Origin of the sequence: Nocardioides sp. NPDC047086, assembly GCF_040643685.1 — a bacterium.
In the GTDB taxonomy this organism is placed as follows: Bacteria; Actinomycetota; Actinomycetes; order Propionibacteriales; family Nocardioidaceae; genus Nocardioides.
Map to the genome: position 1 here is coordinate 37,717 of NZ_JBEYUV010000018.1, position 15,167 is coordinate 52,883.

Below are 15,167 nucleotides of genomic sequence, written 5' to 3' on the forward strand. Positions count from 1 at the left end.
AGGCAGCGGGTCGCCCCCATACGGGGGCGGCCCGTTCGCCTGTTTTAGGGAAGGTTGGGCCTGAGCGGGGCCTCTTGGGGCATTACTGATGCGTTTCCGGGTGGATCGGGCGCAGTCTTGAAACCGTGCATCGACAGCTCGCAGGAAAGCTGACCGGGCCCAGGACCAAGTACGTCGTCGTGGTGTTCTGGCTGCTCGCCGTGGTCGCGCTCGGCGGTTTCGCCGGGAAGCTGACCGAGGTGCAGAACAACGAGGCCAGCTCGTGGCTGCCGGCATCGGCCGAGTCGACCCGCGGGTTCGACAAGATGAGCCCCTTCCAGAACCCCAACGCGATCCCCACCACGCTCGTCTACACCTCGACCACCACCACCGGTGCCGACCTCGCCGAGGTCGCGTCGGGGGACATCGCCGAGCTCGGCGGGCTCGACGGGGTCGAGGGCGAGATCGCGCCACCGCTGTTGTCGAGGGACGGCGAGGTCGCCCAGGTCACCGTCACCTTCGACCTCGGCTCGGACGGCTGGAACAAGATGCCCGGCCTCGTCGACGAGGTCCGTGAGATCGCCGACCACGACGGCGTGACGCTGCACGTCACCGGGCAGGGTGGCTCCGCGGCTGACGCGGCGGAGGCGTTCGGCGGCATTGACACGACGCTGCTGCTGGCCGCGCTCGCGGTGGTCGTGGTCATCTTGCTGTTCGTCTATCGCAGCCCGGTGCTCTGGCTCTTCCCGATCGTCTCGGTCGTGGTCGGCCTGGGCGTGACGATGGGCCTGGTCTACTTCCTGGCGAAGGACGCGGGTCTGACCGTCAATGGCCAGAGCCAGGCCATCTTGAGCATCCTGGCGATCGGTGCCGGCACCGACTACGCCCTGCTGCTGGTCTCCCGCTACCGCGAGGAGCTGCGCAACTTCGAGGACCGTCACGACGCGATGGCGCATGCCCTGCACCGGGCCGCTCCGGCGATCCTCGCCAGTGCCGTGACCGTCATCCTCGCCATGCTCTGCCTGACCTTCGCGGAGATGAACTCGACCGCCGGGATGGGACCGGTCGTGGCCGTCGGGATCGGGGTTACCTATCTGGTGATGGTCACGCTGCTGCCGGCCCTGCTGGTCATCTGCGGCCGGTGGGTCTTCTGGCCGAAGCGCCCGGCCTACGGGTCGGAGGACCCGACCGAGACCGGTCTGTGGGCGCGGGTCGGCGAGAAGGTCTCGGTCCGGCCGCGCCGGGTCTGGATGGTGACGACGGGCCTTCTGCTCCTCGCCTGCCTCGGCGTGCTGCGGCTCGACGCCAACGGCCTGGCCTCGGACGAGACCTACACCAAGGAGTTCGACTCGATCACGGGCCTGCAGGTGCTGGTCGACCACGACATGGCCGACCAGTCCAACCAGCTGCTCGTGGTCGCCGACGAGGCGGCGCAGGCGCAGGTGCAGCAGGCGCTCGACGGTGTCGACGGGCTGGTGCCCACCAAGACCCCGGCGGGGGAGACGGCGAGCTTCGCGCTGGGGCCACCACAGGGCGGCGTCGTCGCGATCGCGGCGGTGGTGGACGCCGACGTGACCTCGCCCCAGGCGTACGACATCGTGGCCGACGCACGCTCGGCGGTGCGCGAGGTGGACGGCTCCGGTGCCCTGGTCACCGGCACCTCGGCGATGATGTTCGACACCCTCGAGGCCAGTCAGCGCGACAACCTGGTGATCATCCCGATCGTCCTGCTGGTCGTGCTGCTGGTGCTGATGGTGCTCCTGCGGGCGCTGGTCGCCCCGCTGATCCTGCTCGGCACGGTGATCCTGTCGTTCGGGGCGGCGCTCGGCATCTCGGTGCTGATCTTCGAGTTCGTCTTCGGCTTCGCCGGAACGGACCCGTCGTTCCCGCTGTTCGCCTTCGTGTTCCTGGTCGCGCTGGGCATCGACTACAACATCTTCCTGATGACCAGGGTGCGTGAGGAGTCGCAGGTCCGCGGCACCCGTGAGGGGTCGCTCGTCGGGCTGACCTCGACCGGCGGCGTGATCACGTCGGCGGGCGTGGTCCTCGCCGCGACGTTCCTGGTGCTCGGCTCGCTGCCGATGGTCTTCCTGGCCGAGATCGGGGTGACTGTCGCGCTGGGGGTCATGCTCGACACGATGATCGTCCGCTCGATCCTCGTCACTGCCATCAACCTCGATGCCGGCGACCGGATCTGGTGGCCGAGCAGACTGTCGAAGCCCTAACAAGAGTAAGTTGGTCATGTTAATGTCAGGTCATGACGTCCCCAGGTCTGAACCGACGCACCTTCCTCACCACCGCGGCGCTCGGGGCGGCAGCGGTGGGCACCACCCAGGTCACGGACTCGGTCACGGCCGGCGCCGTCGCGGGTGCCCCGGCGATCCTCAAGCCGCTGCCCGCCGAGCGGTTCATCGACTACGGCACCAACGCCGAGACCCGCTGGGACTCGGTCGACCCGCGCCGCTACCTGACCCCGCAGGCCGACCTCTTCGTGCGCAACCACACCGCGACCCCGCAGATCGACCGGGAAACGTACGAGCTGGAGATCTTCGGCGACGGGCTGCGTGACCCCGCCGGGGTCAGGCTCACCCTGGACGACCTCAAGGCCTTCCGCCACGTCGAGACGACCTCGGTGCACGAGTGCACCGGCAACGGTCGCAGCTTCTTCACCACCCAGCAGGGCCAGGAGGTCAGCGGCACCAAGTGGACGCTCGGCGCGGTGGGCGCGGTCCGCTGGAAGGGCGTACGCCTCGGGGACGTCCTCACCGCTGTCGGCATCCGCCAGGACGCGGTCTCGGTGCAGGCCAGCGGTCTCGATGCCGGCTATGTGGACAAGGGCGTCGACTACGGCCGGGTGCGGCGTCCGTTCCCCATCGGGAAGGCCTTCGACGACGCCCTGCTCGTCTGGGGTGCCAACGGTGAGGACCTGCTGCCCGACCACGGCTTCCCGCTGCGGCTGCTGCTGCCCGGCTGGATCGGCATCGCGAGCATCAAGTGGCTCGGCTCGCTGGAGGTGTCCACGAGTGTGCTGACCTCGCCCTGGGACACGAAGTGGTACAACGCCGACGGCCCACTCACGGTCAACCCGGTCCGCTCCGCCCTCGAGTTGGAGTGGAACGCCGAGATCCCGGCCGGCGACCGGATCGTGCTGAGCGGCCGCTCCTGGTCCGGTGCCGCGCCGATCGCGCGCGTCGAGATCAGCACCGACGGGGGAGAGACCTGGGCGCGGGCCGTCCCGCACTCCCCGGGCCGCCCCACCGGTGGCCGCGGCCTCGGCTGGGCGCAGTGGGACCACACCTGGCGCAACCCCGAGCCGGGGACGTACGAGATCCTCGTCCGGGCCACCGACCGAGCCGGCCGCACCCAGCCCGACGTCGCCGCCCACAAACCCGGCGGCTACTTCTTCGATGCCGTCGTACGCCACCCCGTCACCGTCGTCTGAGACGCAAGAGGGGCGTGCGTTCCACGTTTCGGGCGGTCGGCGGATAGGCTGGACCGAGAGTGCTACGGCCACCGGCCGGGGTACGAAGAAATGATCATCACCAGGAGCGGCCCGCCCGTCCGGCTCGGTCCTCGGTAGTGACTCCCAGATTTCGGCAGCTGCCGCGAAGGCTGAGGGTCTCGATCGAAGACCGGCCCTGTGCGCAACGAGTGCACACGCCCGGCGCGGGGGCGCTCCGCGACAAAGACTAAGGACGAATTCCTTGACCGAACCAGTCATCACTGCCGTCGAGACGACCATCGACAACGGCAAGTTCGGCACCCGCACCGTCAAGTTCGAGACCGGGCTCCTCGCCCGGCAGGCCGCGGGTTCCGTGACCGCCTACCTCGACGACGAGACGATGCTGCTGTCGGCGACCACCGCATCGAAGCAGCCGAAGGACCACTTCGACTTCTTCCCGCTCACCATCGACGTCGAGGAGCGGATGTACGCCGCGGGCAAGATCCCCGGCTCGTTCTTCCGTTCCGAGGGTCGCCCGGGCGAGGACGCGATCCTCACCTGCCGCCTGATCGACCGCCCGCTGCGCCCGACCTTCAAGAAGGGTCTGCGCAACGAGGTCCAGGTCGTCATCACCGTCATGGCGCTCGACCCCGACCAGCCCTACGACGTGCTCGCGATCAACGCCGCGTCGATGTCCACCCAGCTCTCCGGCCTGCCGTTCTCCGGCCCGGTCGGCGGCGTGCGCGTCGCCCTGATCGAGGGCCAGTGGGTCGCCTTCCCGACCCACAGCCAGCTCGAGAACGCCGTCTTCGACATGGTCGTCGCCGGCCGCGTCACCGACACCGGCGACGTCGCCATCATGATGGTCGAGGCCGAGTCCACCGAGAAGACCTGGGACATGGTCCAGTCCGGTGCTCAGGCGCCGACCGAGCCGATCGTGGCCGGTGGTCTGGACGCAGCCAAGCCGTTCATCAAGCAGCTGGTCGAGGCCCAGGCCGAGCTGGCCAAGCAGGCCGCCAAGCCGGTCCAGGACTACCCGGTCTTCCTGGACTACCAGGACGACGTCTACGAGGCCGTCGAGGCCATCGCCGGCGCCGACGTCACCGACCTCTACAGCGTCAAGGGCTCGCGCGAGCGCGTCCTGACCAAGCAGGAGCGCGACGAAGAGGGCGACAAGATCAAGTCCGCCCTCCTGGAGAAGCTCGGCGACCAGTTCGAGGGCCGCGAGGGCGAGATCGGTGCGGCGTTCAAGGCCATCACCAAGCAGGCCATCCGCACCCAGGTCCTGCGCGACAAGGTCCGCATCGACGGTCGCGGCCTGGCCGACATCCGTCCGCTGCACTCCGAGGTCGGGGTCATCCCGCGGGTCCACGGCTCGGCGCTCTTCGAGCGCGGCGAGACCCAGATCCTGGGTGTGACCACCCTCGACATGCTCAAGATGGAGCAGCAGCTCGACACGCTCTCCCCGGAGAAGCACCGTCGCTACATGCACAAGTACATCTTCCCGCCGTTCTCCACCGGCGAGACCGGCCGCGTCGGCTCCCCGAAGCGCCGCGAGGTCGGCCACGGTGCGCTCGCCCGGCGCGCGCTCCTGCCGGTTCTCCCGAGCCGCGAGGAGTTCCCCTACGCGATCCGCCAGCTCTCCGAGGCGATGGGCTCCAACGGCTCCACCTCGATGGGCTCGGTCTGCGCCTCGACGATGTCGCTGCTCAACGCCGGTGTCCCGCTCAAGGCCCCGGTCGCCGGCATCGCGATGGGTCTGATCTCCGGTGAGATCGACGGCGAGACGAAGTACGTCGCGCTCACCGACATCCTCGGTGCCGAGGACGCGTTCGGCGACATGGACTTCAAGGTCGCCGGCACCGCGGAGTTCGTGACCGCGCTGCAGCTCGACACCAAGCTGGACGGCATCCCGGCCGAGGTCCTCGCTCAGGCCCTCAACCAGGCCAAGGACGCGCGGACGACCATCCTGGACGTCATGCACGAGGCCATCGGCGGCGTCGAGGAGATGGCTCCGACCGCTCCGCGGATCATCACCGTGAAGGTTCCCGTCGACAAGATCGGCGAGCTGATCGGGCCCAAGGGCAAGGTCATCAACCAGATCCAGGACGACACCGGCGCCCAGATCTCCATCGAGGACGACGGCACGGTGCTCATCGGCGCGACCGACGGCGGCGCCGCCGAGGCCGCCCGCGCGGCGGTCAACGCGATCGCCAACCCGACCATGCCCGAGGTCGGCGAGCGCTACCTCGGCACGGTCGTGAAGACGACCAACTTCGGCGCCTTCGTCGCCCTGCTCCCGGGCAAGGACGGCCTGCTCCACATCACCAAGCTGCGCGCCCTCAACGGCGGCAAGCGCGTGGAGTCTGTCGAGGACGTCGTCGAGGTCGGCCAGAAGATCCAGGTCGAGATCGCCGAGATCGACGACCGCGGCAAGCTGTCGCTCGCCCCGGTGCTCGAGGAGGAGGCTCCTTCCGAGGAGGCTCCTGCGGAGACCGCCACCGAGGCCGCAGACGAGGAGTGACCTTGGCGTCACGCACTACCTGGGGGACCGGTCGACACATGGGTGTCGGCCGGTCCTCCGGCTATAACCAGGAGCCCGGCACCACCGTCACGCTCGAGCAGACCGAGGTCAACGGCGCGGTGACGTCGCTGGTACGCCGCACGGTCCACCCCTCGGGGCTGCGGATCGTGACCGAGCAGATGGCCGGGGTCCGCTCGGCCGCGATCGGCGTCTTCATCGGCGTCGGTTCCCGGGACGAGACCCCCCGTCAGCACGGCTGCTCCCACTTCCTCGAGCACCTGCTGTTCAAGGGCACCCCGTCGCGTACGGCCTTGGAGATCTCCTCCTCGATGGACCGCGTCGGTGGGGAGTTCAACGCCTACACCGCCAAGGAGTACACGTGCTTCCACGCGCGGGTGCTCGACGTGGACCTGCCCCTCGCCATCGACGTCGTCGGCGACATGCTGACCTCCTCGCTGATCACGGCCGAGGACGTCGAGGCCGAGCGTGACGTGATCCTCGACGAGATCGCCATGCACGACGACGACCCCGACGACGTGATCCACAACCTCGTCTCCGCGCAGGCGTGGGGCGCCGAGACACCGCTCGGGCGGGGCATCGCCGGCACCGAGGCCTCGATCTCGGCGCTGACCCGCGAGGAGATCGACGACTTCTACCGGGAGCGCTACGTCGCCCCCAGGATGGTCGTCTCGGTCGCGGGCAACGTCGACCACGACGAGGTCGTGGCGATGGTCGAGAAGGCGTTCTCCGGTGCGGGCTTCCTGACGGCCGCGGCCGCCCCGGTGCCTCCCCGCGAGGGGTCCCCGCTGGAGGTCGCTCCTGGCGAGATCAGCGCCCAGCGGCCGCTGGAGCAGGTCAACGTGATCCTGGCCCGCGAGGGTCTGCAGCGTGGCGACGACCGCCGCTTCGCCTTCGAGGTGGTCAACACCGCCGTCGGCGGCGCGACCTCCTCACGGCTCTTCCAGGAGGTCCGCGAGCACCGCGGCCTGGCCTACTCGGTCTACTCCTACGCCTACAGCCACGCCGAGACGGGTCTGTTCGGGGTCCAGGTCGGCTGCCTGCCGGCCAAGCTCGACGAGGTCCTCGAGGTCGTCCGCTCCGAGCTGGCCGCGGTCGCCCGCGACGGCATCACCGCCGAGGAGCTCGAGCTCGGCAAGGGCCAGCTGCGTGGCGGCCTCGTGCTGGGTCTGGAGGACTCGGCCTCCCGGATGTCCCGCATCGGCCGCGCCGAGCTGGTCCACCGTGAGCTCTACTCGATCGACGAGGTCCTGGCTCGCATCGACGCGGTCACCCTCGAGGAGTGCCGCGAGGTCGCGGCCGAGATCTTGACGCGCCCTGAGATCCTCGCGGTGGTCGGCCCAGCCTGACCCGAGTTGGCGCGTTCTGTCCGGATCGCTGGTCGAGTCGGCTCGTCATGACGAGCCGACTCGGCGGGTTCTCAGCGCTTGCCGATGATCCCGACGGCGGCGGGGACCTTGGAGTCGACGATGGAGACGCGGAACCCGGCGTCGGCCAGGGCCTTGCTCGACTTCTCGATGATCTCGGGGACCTGCTCGCGCTGGGTGGCCTCGTAGAAGAGGTTGACCGTGCCACCGGGGAGCACGCGCTCGTGGAGCAGCGCTATCTCGGCGGATGCGTCACGCACCCAGAACAGATTGACGTTGAACGCGAATACCTTCGTCAGCCGCTTGACCGGGACCCGCAGCGTCGCGAGGTCGATCTGGCGAACCGTGAGGCGTCCTGACTCCAGGTACTTCGCGCAGCGTCGCTTCGTACGATCGACACCCGACTCCGAGCGGTCGATCGCAAACAGCTTTCCGGTCTCCAGCCGGCTACAGATCAGCTCGGCACCAGCCCCCGGGCCACAGCCGATCTCAAGGACATGATCGTTCGGTTGAATGTCCATGAAATCAACGGCCCAACGGATCCGAGCAGGGATCGTCTGCACCACCATGGGTCCAAGACTGCCAGATCCTCCTACGGTTCTGCGCACAGCCCCTTCGACAAGCTCAGGACGAGCCTTGCAAATTGTTCACCGGATGGTGGTCGATCGTTGCTGGAGCGTGATCTATAGGGTGTGGCCTCATGACTAAGGTGGCTGTTCTCGGTGCACGTGGCAAGCTCGGTTCGGCGGTCTGCGAGGCCGTCGAGTCCGCCGACGACCTGGAGCTCGTCGCAAGGATCGGTCGCGGCGACGAGCTGTCGGCGATCACCGACGCCGGTGCCGAGGTGGCCGTCGACGTCACCACGCTCGAGGCGGTGATGGGCAACGCGGAGTTCTGCCTGTCCCACGGCGTACACACGGTGATCGGCACCTCGGGCTTCGGCCCCGACCGGGTCGAGCAGCTCGAGGAGTTCCTGGCGAAGGCTCCGGGCGTCGGGGCGATGGTGGTGCCCAACTTCTCCGTGGGTGCCGTGCTGATGATGCGCTTCGCGGAGCTCGCCGCCGCCCACTTCCCGTCCGTCGAGATCGTCGAGACCCACCACGAGCGCAAGGCCGACGCTCCCTCGGGTACGGCACGCAGGACCGCCGAGCTCGTCGCTGCGGCGCGCCGGGAGGCCGGGGTGGACCCGGCGCCCGACGCGACCACGTCGGCCCTCGACGGGGCGCGTGGGGCCTCTGTGGAGGGCATCCCGGTGCACTCCCTGCGGATGTCGGGATCGGTCGCCCACCAGGAGGTCGTCCTCGGCGGTGTCGGCGAGCTCTTGACCATCCGCCACGACTCGCTCTCGCACGCCTCCTTCGCCCATGGCGTACTCGCCGCCATCCGTGGCATCGGCTCGCGCCCCGGGCTCACCGTCGGCCTGGAGGAAGTCCTCGGGCTGGTCTGAGACCGGCGGGAGTCAGCCCGGGCAGAGGTCGCCGCGTCGGAGCAGCTCGTCCTTGGGCTGCTCGGCCGGATCGTCGGAGTCAGCGAGCAGGCTGCGGTAGTCGTCGTACCGCAGCGGTCCGTCGGCGAGCTCACCCGATGACCGCGGCACCTGCAACGGCCCGGCGTCGTACTCCATCTCCACCTGGTCCACGCCGGGGATCGAGGTCAGCGACAGCACCGTCTGCGCCGTCGCGAGCACGACCCGGTTGGTGGCGATCGTGTCGTCGCTGGAGATGCGGAGGTGAGCGGTGCGGTCGGTGATCGCCACGAGCTTCAGCCACCTGTCCGGAGGCAGGGCTGTGCCGAGGCCGGAGCCCAGGTCGCGCGCCGAGGGCCCGTCGCCGAGCTGGCCGAGGATGTTCCTGGCGACCCCGCGGAGGGTCTTCGCGCAGAAGCTCGCCGCGGGCCGGCCGACGAGCCGGTCCTCGGCGTCGACCCAGTAGAGCCGAGGTCCGGCGAGTCCGCTCGTCGCGCTCGAGGCGCCCTCCTCCACGTCTTCGAGCAGGTGGTACGGCACCTCTGACGGGTCGACGGTGCGTACCTGGTCGTCGTTGGGGACTCCGCACGACGCCACCGCGAGCAGGAGGAGGGCGGCGGCGCCCGCCGCCCAGGACGTACGCACCGCCCTCATGTCGCGTCGCGGCCGGAGTTGGTCCTCGCCGTGGGCGCCAGCGGGAAGGAGAGCACGAAGTCGGCGCCGCCGGAGTCGGCCTCGCGACACCAGACCGAGCCGTCGTGGAGCTGCGCGGTCTGCTCGACGATGCTCAGCCCCAGCCCGCTCCCAGTGGTGGCGCCGCGGGCGCCCATCCGGGCGAACCTGTCGAAGATGCGTTCTCGTTCGGCGGCGGGAACCCCGGGGCCGGAGTCGACGACATGGATCTCGGCGTAGCCGCGCCGTGCGGTCGCGTGCACCGCGGTCAGGCCGCCGCCGTGGGTCTCGGCATTGCGAACGAGGTTGGCCAGCGCCCGGTGGACCTGGAGCCGGTCGGCATAGATCGCGAGCTCCGCCGGGACGTCGACGACGACCTTGCCGCTGATCTCGGCATCGGCGAGAGTCGCGGCGACCAGATCGGCGACGTTCAGCACCTCCCACTCCGACTCGCGCACGCCCGCATCGAGCCGGCCCAGCGTGATCAGGTCCTCCAGCGCACCGCGGAACCGGTCGAGCTCACCGGCCATCAGGCCGACGGCTGTCGCCGAGCTCGGCGAGAGCGTGCGATCGCCCTGCAGGACACCGATGCTGGTGGTGAGCGTGGCGACCGGCGTACGGAGCTCGTGGCTGACGTCGGCCGCGAAGCGGGCGTCGTGGTCGAGGCGCTCGACGACGGTGTCCACCATCGTGTTGAACGACCCGGTGAGGGTGGCCAGGTCGGGGTCGTCGGTCGCCTCGACCCGGGTGTCGAGCTCTCCGGCGGAGATCCGGGCGGCGGCCAGCGCGACCTGGCGCAGCGGGCGCAGCACCCGCCGGGCGGCGTACCAGCCCAGGATTCCACCGGCGAGGGTCGTGATGGCCGCGGAGATCGCGAGCGCGTAACCCATCGTGTCGAGGGTCTCGCTGAGCTCCTTGGCGTAGGTGACCTCGTAGTAGTCGGCGTCCACCCCTTCGAGCGGGACGCCGACCACGATGTTGGGTCGGTCGCTGGTATCGGTCCAGGACAGCGCCACGTCTCCGGCCTCGACGCTGGTCGCGACGGTGCTGGTGGCGTCGTGGACCTGGGTGGTGAGATCGGAGGAGTACCACTGTCCGTCCTGGTGGACGAAGACCGTCGTGCGCCTCGGCGGGGCGATCTCAGAGAGGACCTCGGCGACGTTCACGCCGTTCGTGCGAAGCCGCTCCTTGACCAGGGCGGCGTCGATGTAGGCCTGCTGCAGCGCGTTCCGCTCGCGCTGGACGATCAGGTAATGACGTGCCGAGAAGTAGGTGCTGAAGGCGAGGATCAGGCTGATCAACAGGGCGCCGGCAGCGAACGCCGCCACGACGTTGGCGCGCAGCCCGCGCCGCGGAGGCCAGCGGATCATCGAGGATCCAGCCGGTAGCCCAGCCCACGAACCGTCGAGATGACGCCGCCGGCCCCGGTGTCGACCTTGTTGCGCAACCGGCTGACGTGCACGTCGACGACCCGGACGTCGCCGTGGTGACCTTCGGGCCACATCTGGCTGACCAGGTTCTCGCGGGTCATCACCCGGCCGGGGCCGGCCGTCAGCGCCAGCAGGAGCTTGAACTCCGTGCTGGTGAGGTGCAGGTCCTCAGTGCCGCGGCGCAGGGTGGCAGCTGCCGGGTCGAAGATCAGGGGTCCGTCGGTCGAGTCGAGCACGATGCCCCCGATCGGGGTGTAGCCACCCGCGGAGGACACGAGCGGGTAGTCCGGGCGTCGCAGCGCGGCCTTGATCCGGGCCCTGACCTCGGCGACGTCGAACGGTTTGCGTACGTAGTCGTCGGCTCCTGCCTCCAGCGCCGCGACCACGTCCTTGGACCCGTCGCGAGCGCTGATCACGATGATCGGAGCGGTCGTCCGCGGGCGAACGCTGCGGATGAAGGTGAAGCCGTCGATGCCGCCGAGCATCAGGTCGACGAGCATCACGTCGAACGGCTCGACAGCGTCCAGCTCGAGGGCGATCTCGGCGTCGTCGGCCTCACCGACCGCGTACCCCTCCTGCTCGAGGAAGAGCCGGAGCGAGGTACGCAGCCCGTAGTCGTCCTCCAGGATGAGCACTCGCGTGGCTGCCTCTTGCACGCCTCGCATGGTCTCATCCGAGCGGTTAGGAGGCCGAGCCGTGACGGCCCACCTGCCGCAAATGACACGGAACTGACACGAAACTGCGAAGGGTCCTCCATACGGCGCGGGAAGTGTGGTGGACATGAGCGAGACGGACTTCTACCCGGTCGAGGAGACCGTCGTCGTCCCGTTCTCGGACGCCACCTGCCTGCGGGCGATCCACAACCTGCGCTGGCGGCTGGCGGAGATGCTCGCGGGCGGTCCCGAGGCGGTCGTGGTCGACCTGGCAGGTCTGACCGAGTTCTCCTCGACGACCGTCGCGGCGCTGCTGTGGGCCAAACGGCGCTGCGGGAAGCGGGGCGTGCCCCTGCATCTCCGCAACGCGGATCCGGCGCTCGCCGGACGGCTTCGCCGAGCGGGCCTCGACACCATCTGGGACATCCAGACGGCTCCGGACACACCCACCCCCACCCGAAAGGTCAATTGATGAGCAACCACGTCCACGAGACCGACCGCGAGGATGCCGTCGATCTGCTGACGCCGGACCAGGCGATGAGCCAGGTACGGGCGTGGACCGACTCCCGGGTCGTCGGCGACCGCGCCGCCAACCGGCTCGAGGTGCTCGCCGCCTTCGGGGTCCATGTGGCCATCTCGAACCTGCCCGGCGAGATCTGGGTCAAGCTGGCGTGGCGTACGCCGACCCGGGTCGAGCTCTCCACGGTCTGGACCCTCACCTCGGTGCCGGCGGCGGCCCCTGAGCCCTATGTCGCCGAGAAGCTCACCGATCTGGCCGACGCCTGGGCATTCCAGGACCGGGTCGGCGGCGCGAGCCTCGTCTGCGAGGTCGAGGACCTTCCCGAGTCGGCGAGCCTCAGCGGTAGTCGTCGGGGAGCTGCGAGCCGATCTTGACCTGCGGCTTGGGCAGGCGCAGCGGGCGGATCTGGATGGACCGCATGATCGCGTAGTAGGTGGTGCCCTTGAGGTCGTCGTCGGAAAAGCGGCGCTTGAGCTCCTTGCGGAGCATGAAGCGCAGCGCGATCAGGTTGACGATCACGGTGGCCATCACGACGAGCGTGAAGAGCTGGGAGTACATCGCCAGCTCGAGGCTGATGTAGGGCACCACGAGAGCGATGATCAGCACCGGCAGCACGATCTCGGCGAAGGTGAACCGGGCGTCGATCCAGTCGCGGATGAAGCGCTTGACCGGGCCCTTGTCACGCAGTGGCAGGTAGCGCTCGTCGCCGGTCTTCATCGCCTGGCGCATCTTGTCGCCCTGCTCGGAGCGCTGGGCGCGGTTGGCGGCGTTGATCTCCTTGCGCGTACGCGGCTGCTTGAGGCGCGCCTTGCGAGCCGCCTCCGCTTCCTTGCGCGAAGGGGTCGGACGACCCTTGCCGATCTCCTTGACCGGGTTCTCGGGCTCGACGACCTGCTGGGCGGGGGACTTGCGACCGAACAACTTAAGTGACCTCTTACCTGTTGGCTGGGACACATACAGGATATCCCGAGCGGCCTTGACAGCGAGTTTTGTGGACCCGGCCTAAGGTGAGAGGCAACACTTGTCCTAGGACGACGAGAGTCCAGCGGCAAGCGACGACGCGGGGCGGCCGGCGGTCGGCCGCATATGAGAGGCGTAAAGGGAACCGATGAGTGTGATGAAGCGGCTGAGCCTGGTCTTCAAGGCGAAGGCAAACAAGGCGCTCGACAAGGCCGAGGACCCACGGGAGGTGCTCGACTACAGCTACCAGAAGCAGCTTCAGATGCTGCAGCAGGTGCGCCGCGGAGTCGCGGACGTCGCGACCAGCCGCAAGCGCGTCGAGCTGCAGATCAACGGGCTCAAGCAGCAGTCCGACAAGCTCACCGGCCAGGCCCAGAAGGCCATCGAGATGAACCGCGAGGATCTCGCTCGCGAGGCGCTGACCCGCAAGTCCGGCCTGACCAGCCAGATCAACGATCTCAACGCGCAGCTCGCCACCCTCCAGGGTGAAGAGGAGAAGCTCACCCTCGCCCAGCAGCGGCTGCAGGCCAAGGTGGAGGCCTTCCGCACCAAGAAGGAGACCATCAAGGCGACCTACACCGCCGCCGAGGCGCAGACCCGGATCAACGAGGCCGTCTCCGGCATCGGTGAGGAGATGGGCGACATCGGCATGGCGATGCAGCGTGCCGAGGACAAGACCCTCGAGATGCAGGCTCGCGCCGGTGCGGTCGACGAGCTGCTCGCCTCGGGTGCCCTCGACGACCTGACCGCCGGTCCGTCCGACGACATCACCCGCCAGCTCGATGCGCTCAGCTCGACCAACGACGTCGAGGCCGAGCTCGCCGCGCTCAAGGGCCTCAACGCCCCGCAGCAGACGCAGGCGCTGCCCGGTGCCGATGCCAGCGCGCCGGTCATCGACGTGGACTCGACCGAGAAGAAGGCCGAGCAGTGATCGTACGCATCCTGGGCGAGGGGCAGTACGACCTCGACGATGCCGCCGTCGACAAGCTCAACGAGCTCGACGCCGCGGTCGAGACCGCCTGCAAGGGCACCGACGAGGCCGTCTTCGACGCCGCCCTGGCGGCCTTGCTCGACGGCGTGCGGTCGCTGGGCACCGCGCACCCGGTCGACGCGATCGACTCCTCCGACCTGATCCTTCCCGGACCCGGCTCCACGCTCGCCGAGGTCTCTGAGATGCTCGGCGACGAGGGCCTCATCCCCGGCTAGAACCGCGGCAAGAAGATGTCACGCTTCCAAGGTGATGCCGGGCTGACCGTCCGGATGACCACGGTGATGTTCCTGCTCGGCGCGCTGTTCGTCGGGCTCATCGTGGCGCTGATGTTCGTCATGCCTGCGCAGTGGGCGCCGATCATCGGCATCGTCGGGCTCGGCATCGCCTGGTGGCAGTGGTACTCCTCTGACACCCTCGCGATGCGCGCCATGGGCGCGCGCGAGGTGTCGGCCCAGGAGGCGCCCGAGCTGCACGCGATGATCGACCGACTGTGCGCGCTGGCCGACATGCCCAAGCCACGGGTCGGGATCGCCCACACCGACATGCCCAACGCCTTCGCCACCGGCCGTTCGCCGAAGCGCTCCGCGGTCGTGGTGACCACCGGCATCCTGCAACGGCTCAGTGCCGAGGAGCTGGAGGGCGTGCTCGCCCACGAGCTCTCCCACGTCGCCCACCGCGACGTGCTGGTGATGACCGTCGCCTCCTCGGCCGGCATCGTGGCCGGGATGCTGAGCCGCGGCTCCCAGTACGGTGCGTACGCAGGTGGCGGCCGTCGCGACAACAACAACGGTCTCCCGGTGTGGCTGGTGGTGCTGCTGGTCTCGCTGGCGGTCTACGCCGTGTCCTGGCTGCTGCTGCGGATGCTGTCGCGCTACCGGGAGCTGGCCGCCGACCGGGCCGGCGCGCAGCTGACCATGAAGCCGGCCGCGCTGGCCAGCGCGCTGCAGAAGATCACCGGCGAGATCTCCTCGATCCCGAGCCGCGACCTGCGGTCCTCGCAGGCGCTGAACGCGTTCTTCATCGCGCCGGCGATCAGCGGCCAGTCGCTGCGTACGCTCACCTCGACGCACCCGTCGCTGGAGCAGCGTCTGGAGCAGCTCGCCAGGATCGAGGCCGAGCTCGGCCGACCGGCGCAGTAGGGTCGGC

General features: G+C 69.1%; 15 protein-coding genes. 10 read left to right on the plus strand and 5 right to left on the minus strand.

Annotated elements, in window-relative coordinates; genetic code table 11:
* Positions 1-125: 125 nt before the first annotated feature.
* The 4 genes from ABZ796_RS14655 (at position 126) to ABZ796_RS14670 (ending at position 7,312) form a co-directional block, all read left to right on the plus strand.
* On the plus strand, positions 126-2,204 hold the full coding sequence (locus tag ABZ796_RS14655) for an MMPL family transporter (protein WP_357337746.1): 2,079 nt from the start codon (positions 126-128) through the stop codon (positions 2,202-2,204).
* A gap of 32 nt (positions 2,205-2,236) precedes the next feature.
* A complete protein-coding gene (locus tag ABZ796_RS14660; protein ID WP_357337748.1) occupies positions 2,237-3,421 on the plus strand; it encodes a molybdopterin-dependent oxidoreductase in 1,185 nt (394 codons plus the stop codon).
* A gap of 262 nt (positions 3,422-3,683) precedes the next feature.
* Positions 3,684-5,945 (plus strand): polyribonucleotide nucleotidyltransferase, encoded by a 2,262-nt coding sequence (locus tag ABZ796_RS14665; protein WP_357337750.1) that lies wholly within the window; start codon positions 3,684-3,686, stop codon positions 5,943-5,945.
* A gap of 2 nt (positions 5,946-5,947) precedes the next feature.
* Complete coding sequence (locus ABZ796_RS14670) at positions 5,948-7,312, plus strand: pitrilysin family protein (RefSeq protein WP_357337752.1); 1,365 nt, start codon at positions 5,948-5,950, stop codon at positions 7,310-7,312.
* A 71-nt stretch (positions 7,313-7,383) separates the two neighbouring features.
* Here the strand turns inward: ABZ796_RS14670 and ABZ796_RS14675 are convergent, their stop codons facing one another.
* On the minus strand, positions 7,384-7,851 hold the full coding sequence (locus ABZ796_RS14675; protein ID WP_357337753.1) for a class I SAM-dependent methyltransferase: 468 nt from the start codon (positions 7,849-7,851) through the stop codon (positions 7,384-7,386).
* 179 nt (positions 7,852-8,030) lie between these two features.
* Here ABZ796_RS14675 and dapB point away from each other — a divergent pair, with 179 nt between their 5' ends.
* Positions 8,031-8,777 carry a 4-hydroxy-tetrahydrodipicolinate reductase gene (gene dapB, locus ABZ796_RS14680; protein ID WP_357337755.1) on the plus strand — a complete coding sequence of 249 codons (747 nt, stop codon included), beginning with the start codon at positions 8,031-8,033 and terminating at the stop codon, positions 8,775-8,777.
* 12 nt (positions 8,778-8,789) lie between these two features.
* On the opposite strand, the gene ABZ796_RS14685 is transcribed toward dapB, so the two are convergent.
* Genes ABZ796_RS14685 through ABZ796_RS14695 form a run of 3 tightly spaced genes read right to left on the minus strand, consistent with a single transcriptional unit; the run spans position 8,790 to position 11,553 of the window.
* Positions 8,790-9,440 carry a GerMN domain-containing protein gene (locus tag ABZ796_RS14685; RefSeq protein ID WP_357337756.1) on the minus strand — a complete coding sequence of 217 codons (651 nt, stop codon included), beginning with the start codon at positions 9,438-9,440 and terminating at the stop codon, positions 8,790-8,792.
* Between the two features lie 5 nt (positions 9,441-9,445).
* A complete protein-coding gene (locus ABZ796_RS14690) occupies positions 9,446-10,837 on the minus strand; it encodes an ATP-binding protein (RefSeq protein ID WP_357337757.1) in 1,392 nt (463 codons plus the stop codon).
* A complete protein-coding gene (locus ABZ796_RS14695) occupies positions 10,834-11,553 on the minus strand; it encodes a response regulator transcription factor (protein WP_357337758.1) in 720 nt (239 codons plus the stop codon). Before ABZ796_RS14695 ends, ABZ796_RS14690 begins: the two co-directional genes overlap by 4 nt.
* A gap of 124 nt (positions 11,554-11,677) precedes the next feature.
* Here ABZ796_RS14695 and ABZ796_RS14700 point away from each other — a divergent pair, with 124 nt between their 5' ends.
* Both ABZ796_RS14700 and ABZ796_RS14705 read left to right on the plus strand, forming a co-directional pair.
* On the plus strand, positions 11,678-12,022 hold the full coding sequence (locus ABZ796_RS14700; protein WP_357337759.1) for an STAS domain-containing protein: 345 nt from the start codon (positions 11,678-11,680) through the stop codon (positions 12,020-12,022).
* Entirely contained in the window at positions 12,022-12,444 is a 423-nt protein-coding gene (locus tag ABZ796_RS14705; protein WP_357337761.1) for a hypothetical protein, read from the plus strand. The genes ABZ796_RS14700 and ABZ796_RS14705 overlap by 1 nt, the downstream gene beginning before the upstream one ends.
* On the opposite strand, the gene ABZ796_RS14710 is transcribed toward ABZ796_RS14705, so the two are convergent.
* Positions 12,407-12,991, minus strand: coding sequence for a DUF3043 domain-containing protein (locus tag ABZ796_RS14710; RefSeq protein ID WP_357337762.1), 585 nt, complete (start codon positions 12,989-12,991; stop codon positions 12,407-12,409). The genes ABZ796_RS14705 and ABZ796_RS14710 overlap by 38 nt on opposite strands.
* A gap of 187 nt (positions 12,992-13,178) precedes the next feature.
* Between ABZ796_RS14710 and ABZ796_RS14715 the strand changes: the two genes are divergently transcribed.
* Genes ABZ796_RS14715 through htpX form a run of 3 tightly spaced genes read left to right on the plus strand, consistent with a single transcriptional unit; the run spans position 13,179 to position 15,160 of the window.
* Entirely contained in the window at positions 13,179-13,961 is a 783-nt protein-coding gene (locus ABZ796_RS14715; RefSeq protein WP_357337764.1) for a PspA/IM30 family protein, read from the plus strand.
* Positions 13,958-14,236 (plus strand): hypothetical protein, encoded by a 279-nt coding sequence (locus tag ABZ796_RS14720; RefSeq protein WP_357337766.1) that lies wholly within the window; start codon positions 13,958-13,960, stop codon positions 14,234-14,236. Before ABZ796_RS14715 ends, ABZ796_RS14720 begins: the two co-directional genes overlap by 4 nt.
* 15 nt (positions 14,237-14,251) lie before the next feature.
* On the plus strand, positions 14,252-15,160 hold the full coding sequence (gene htpX, locus ABZ796_RS14725) for a zinc metalloprotease HtpX (protein WP_357337767.1): 909 nt from the start codon (positions 14,252-14,254) through the stop codon (positions 15,158-15,160).
* Positions 15,161-15,167 lie beyond the last annotated feature (7 nt).

What these genes read in the sequence shown, in the direction of transcription:
- ABZ796_RS14660 (WP_357337748.1), top strand. Translation starts at nt 2,237, where the DNA reads ATGACGTCCCCAGGTCTGAACCGACGCACCTTCCTCACCACCGCGGCG.
- ABZ796_RS14675 (WP_357337753.1), bottom strand. Translation starts at nt 7,851, where the DNA reads ATGGACATTCAACCGAACGATCATGTCCTTGAGATCGGCTGTGGCCCG.
- dapB (WP_357337755.1), top strand. Translation starts at nt 8,031, where the DNA reads ATGACTAAGGTGGCTGTTCTCGGTGCACGTGGCAAGCTCGGTTCGGCG.
- ABZ796_RS14690 (WP_357337757.1), bottom strand. Translation starts at nt 10,837, where the DNA reads ATGATCCGCTGGCCTCCGCGGCGCGGGCTGCGCGCCAACGTCGTGGCG.
- ABZ796_RS14700 (WP_357337759.1), top strand. Translation starts at nt 11,678, where the DNA reads ATGAGCGAGACGGACTTCTACCCGGTCGAGGAGACCGTCGTCGTCCCG.
- ABZ796_RS14705 (WP_357337761.1), top strand. Translation starts at nt 12,022, where the DNA reads ATGAGCAACCACGTCCACGAGACCGACCGCGAGGATGCCGTCGATCTG.
- ABZ796_RS14715 (WP_357337764.1), top strand. Translation starts at nt 13,179, where the DNA reads ATGAGTGTGATGAAGCGGCTGAGCCTGGTCTTCAAGGCGAAGGCAAAC.
- htpX (WP_357337767.1), top strand. Translation starts at nt 14,252, where the DNA reads ATGTCACGCTTCCAAGGTGATGCCGGGCTGACCGTCCGGATGACCACG.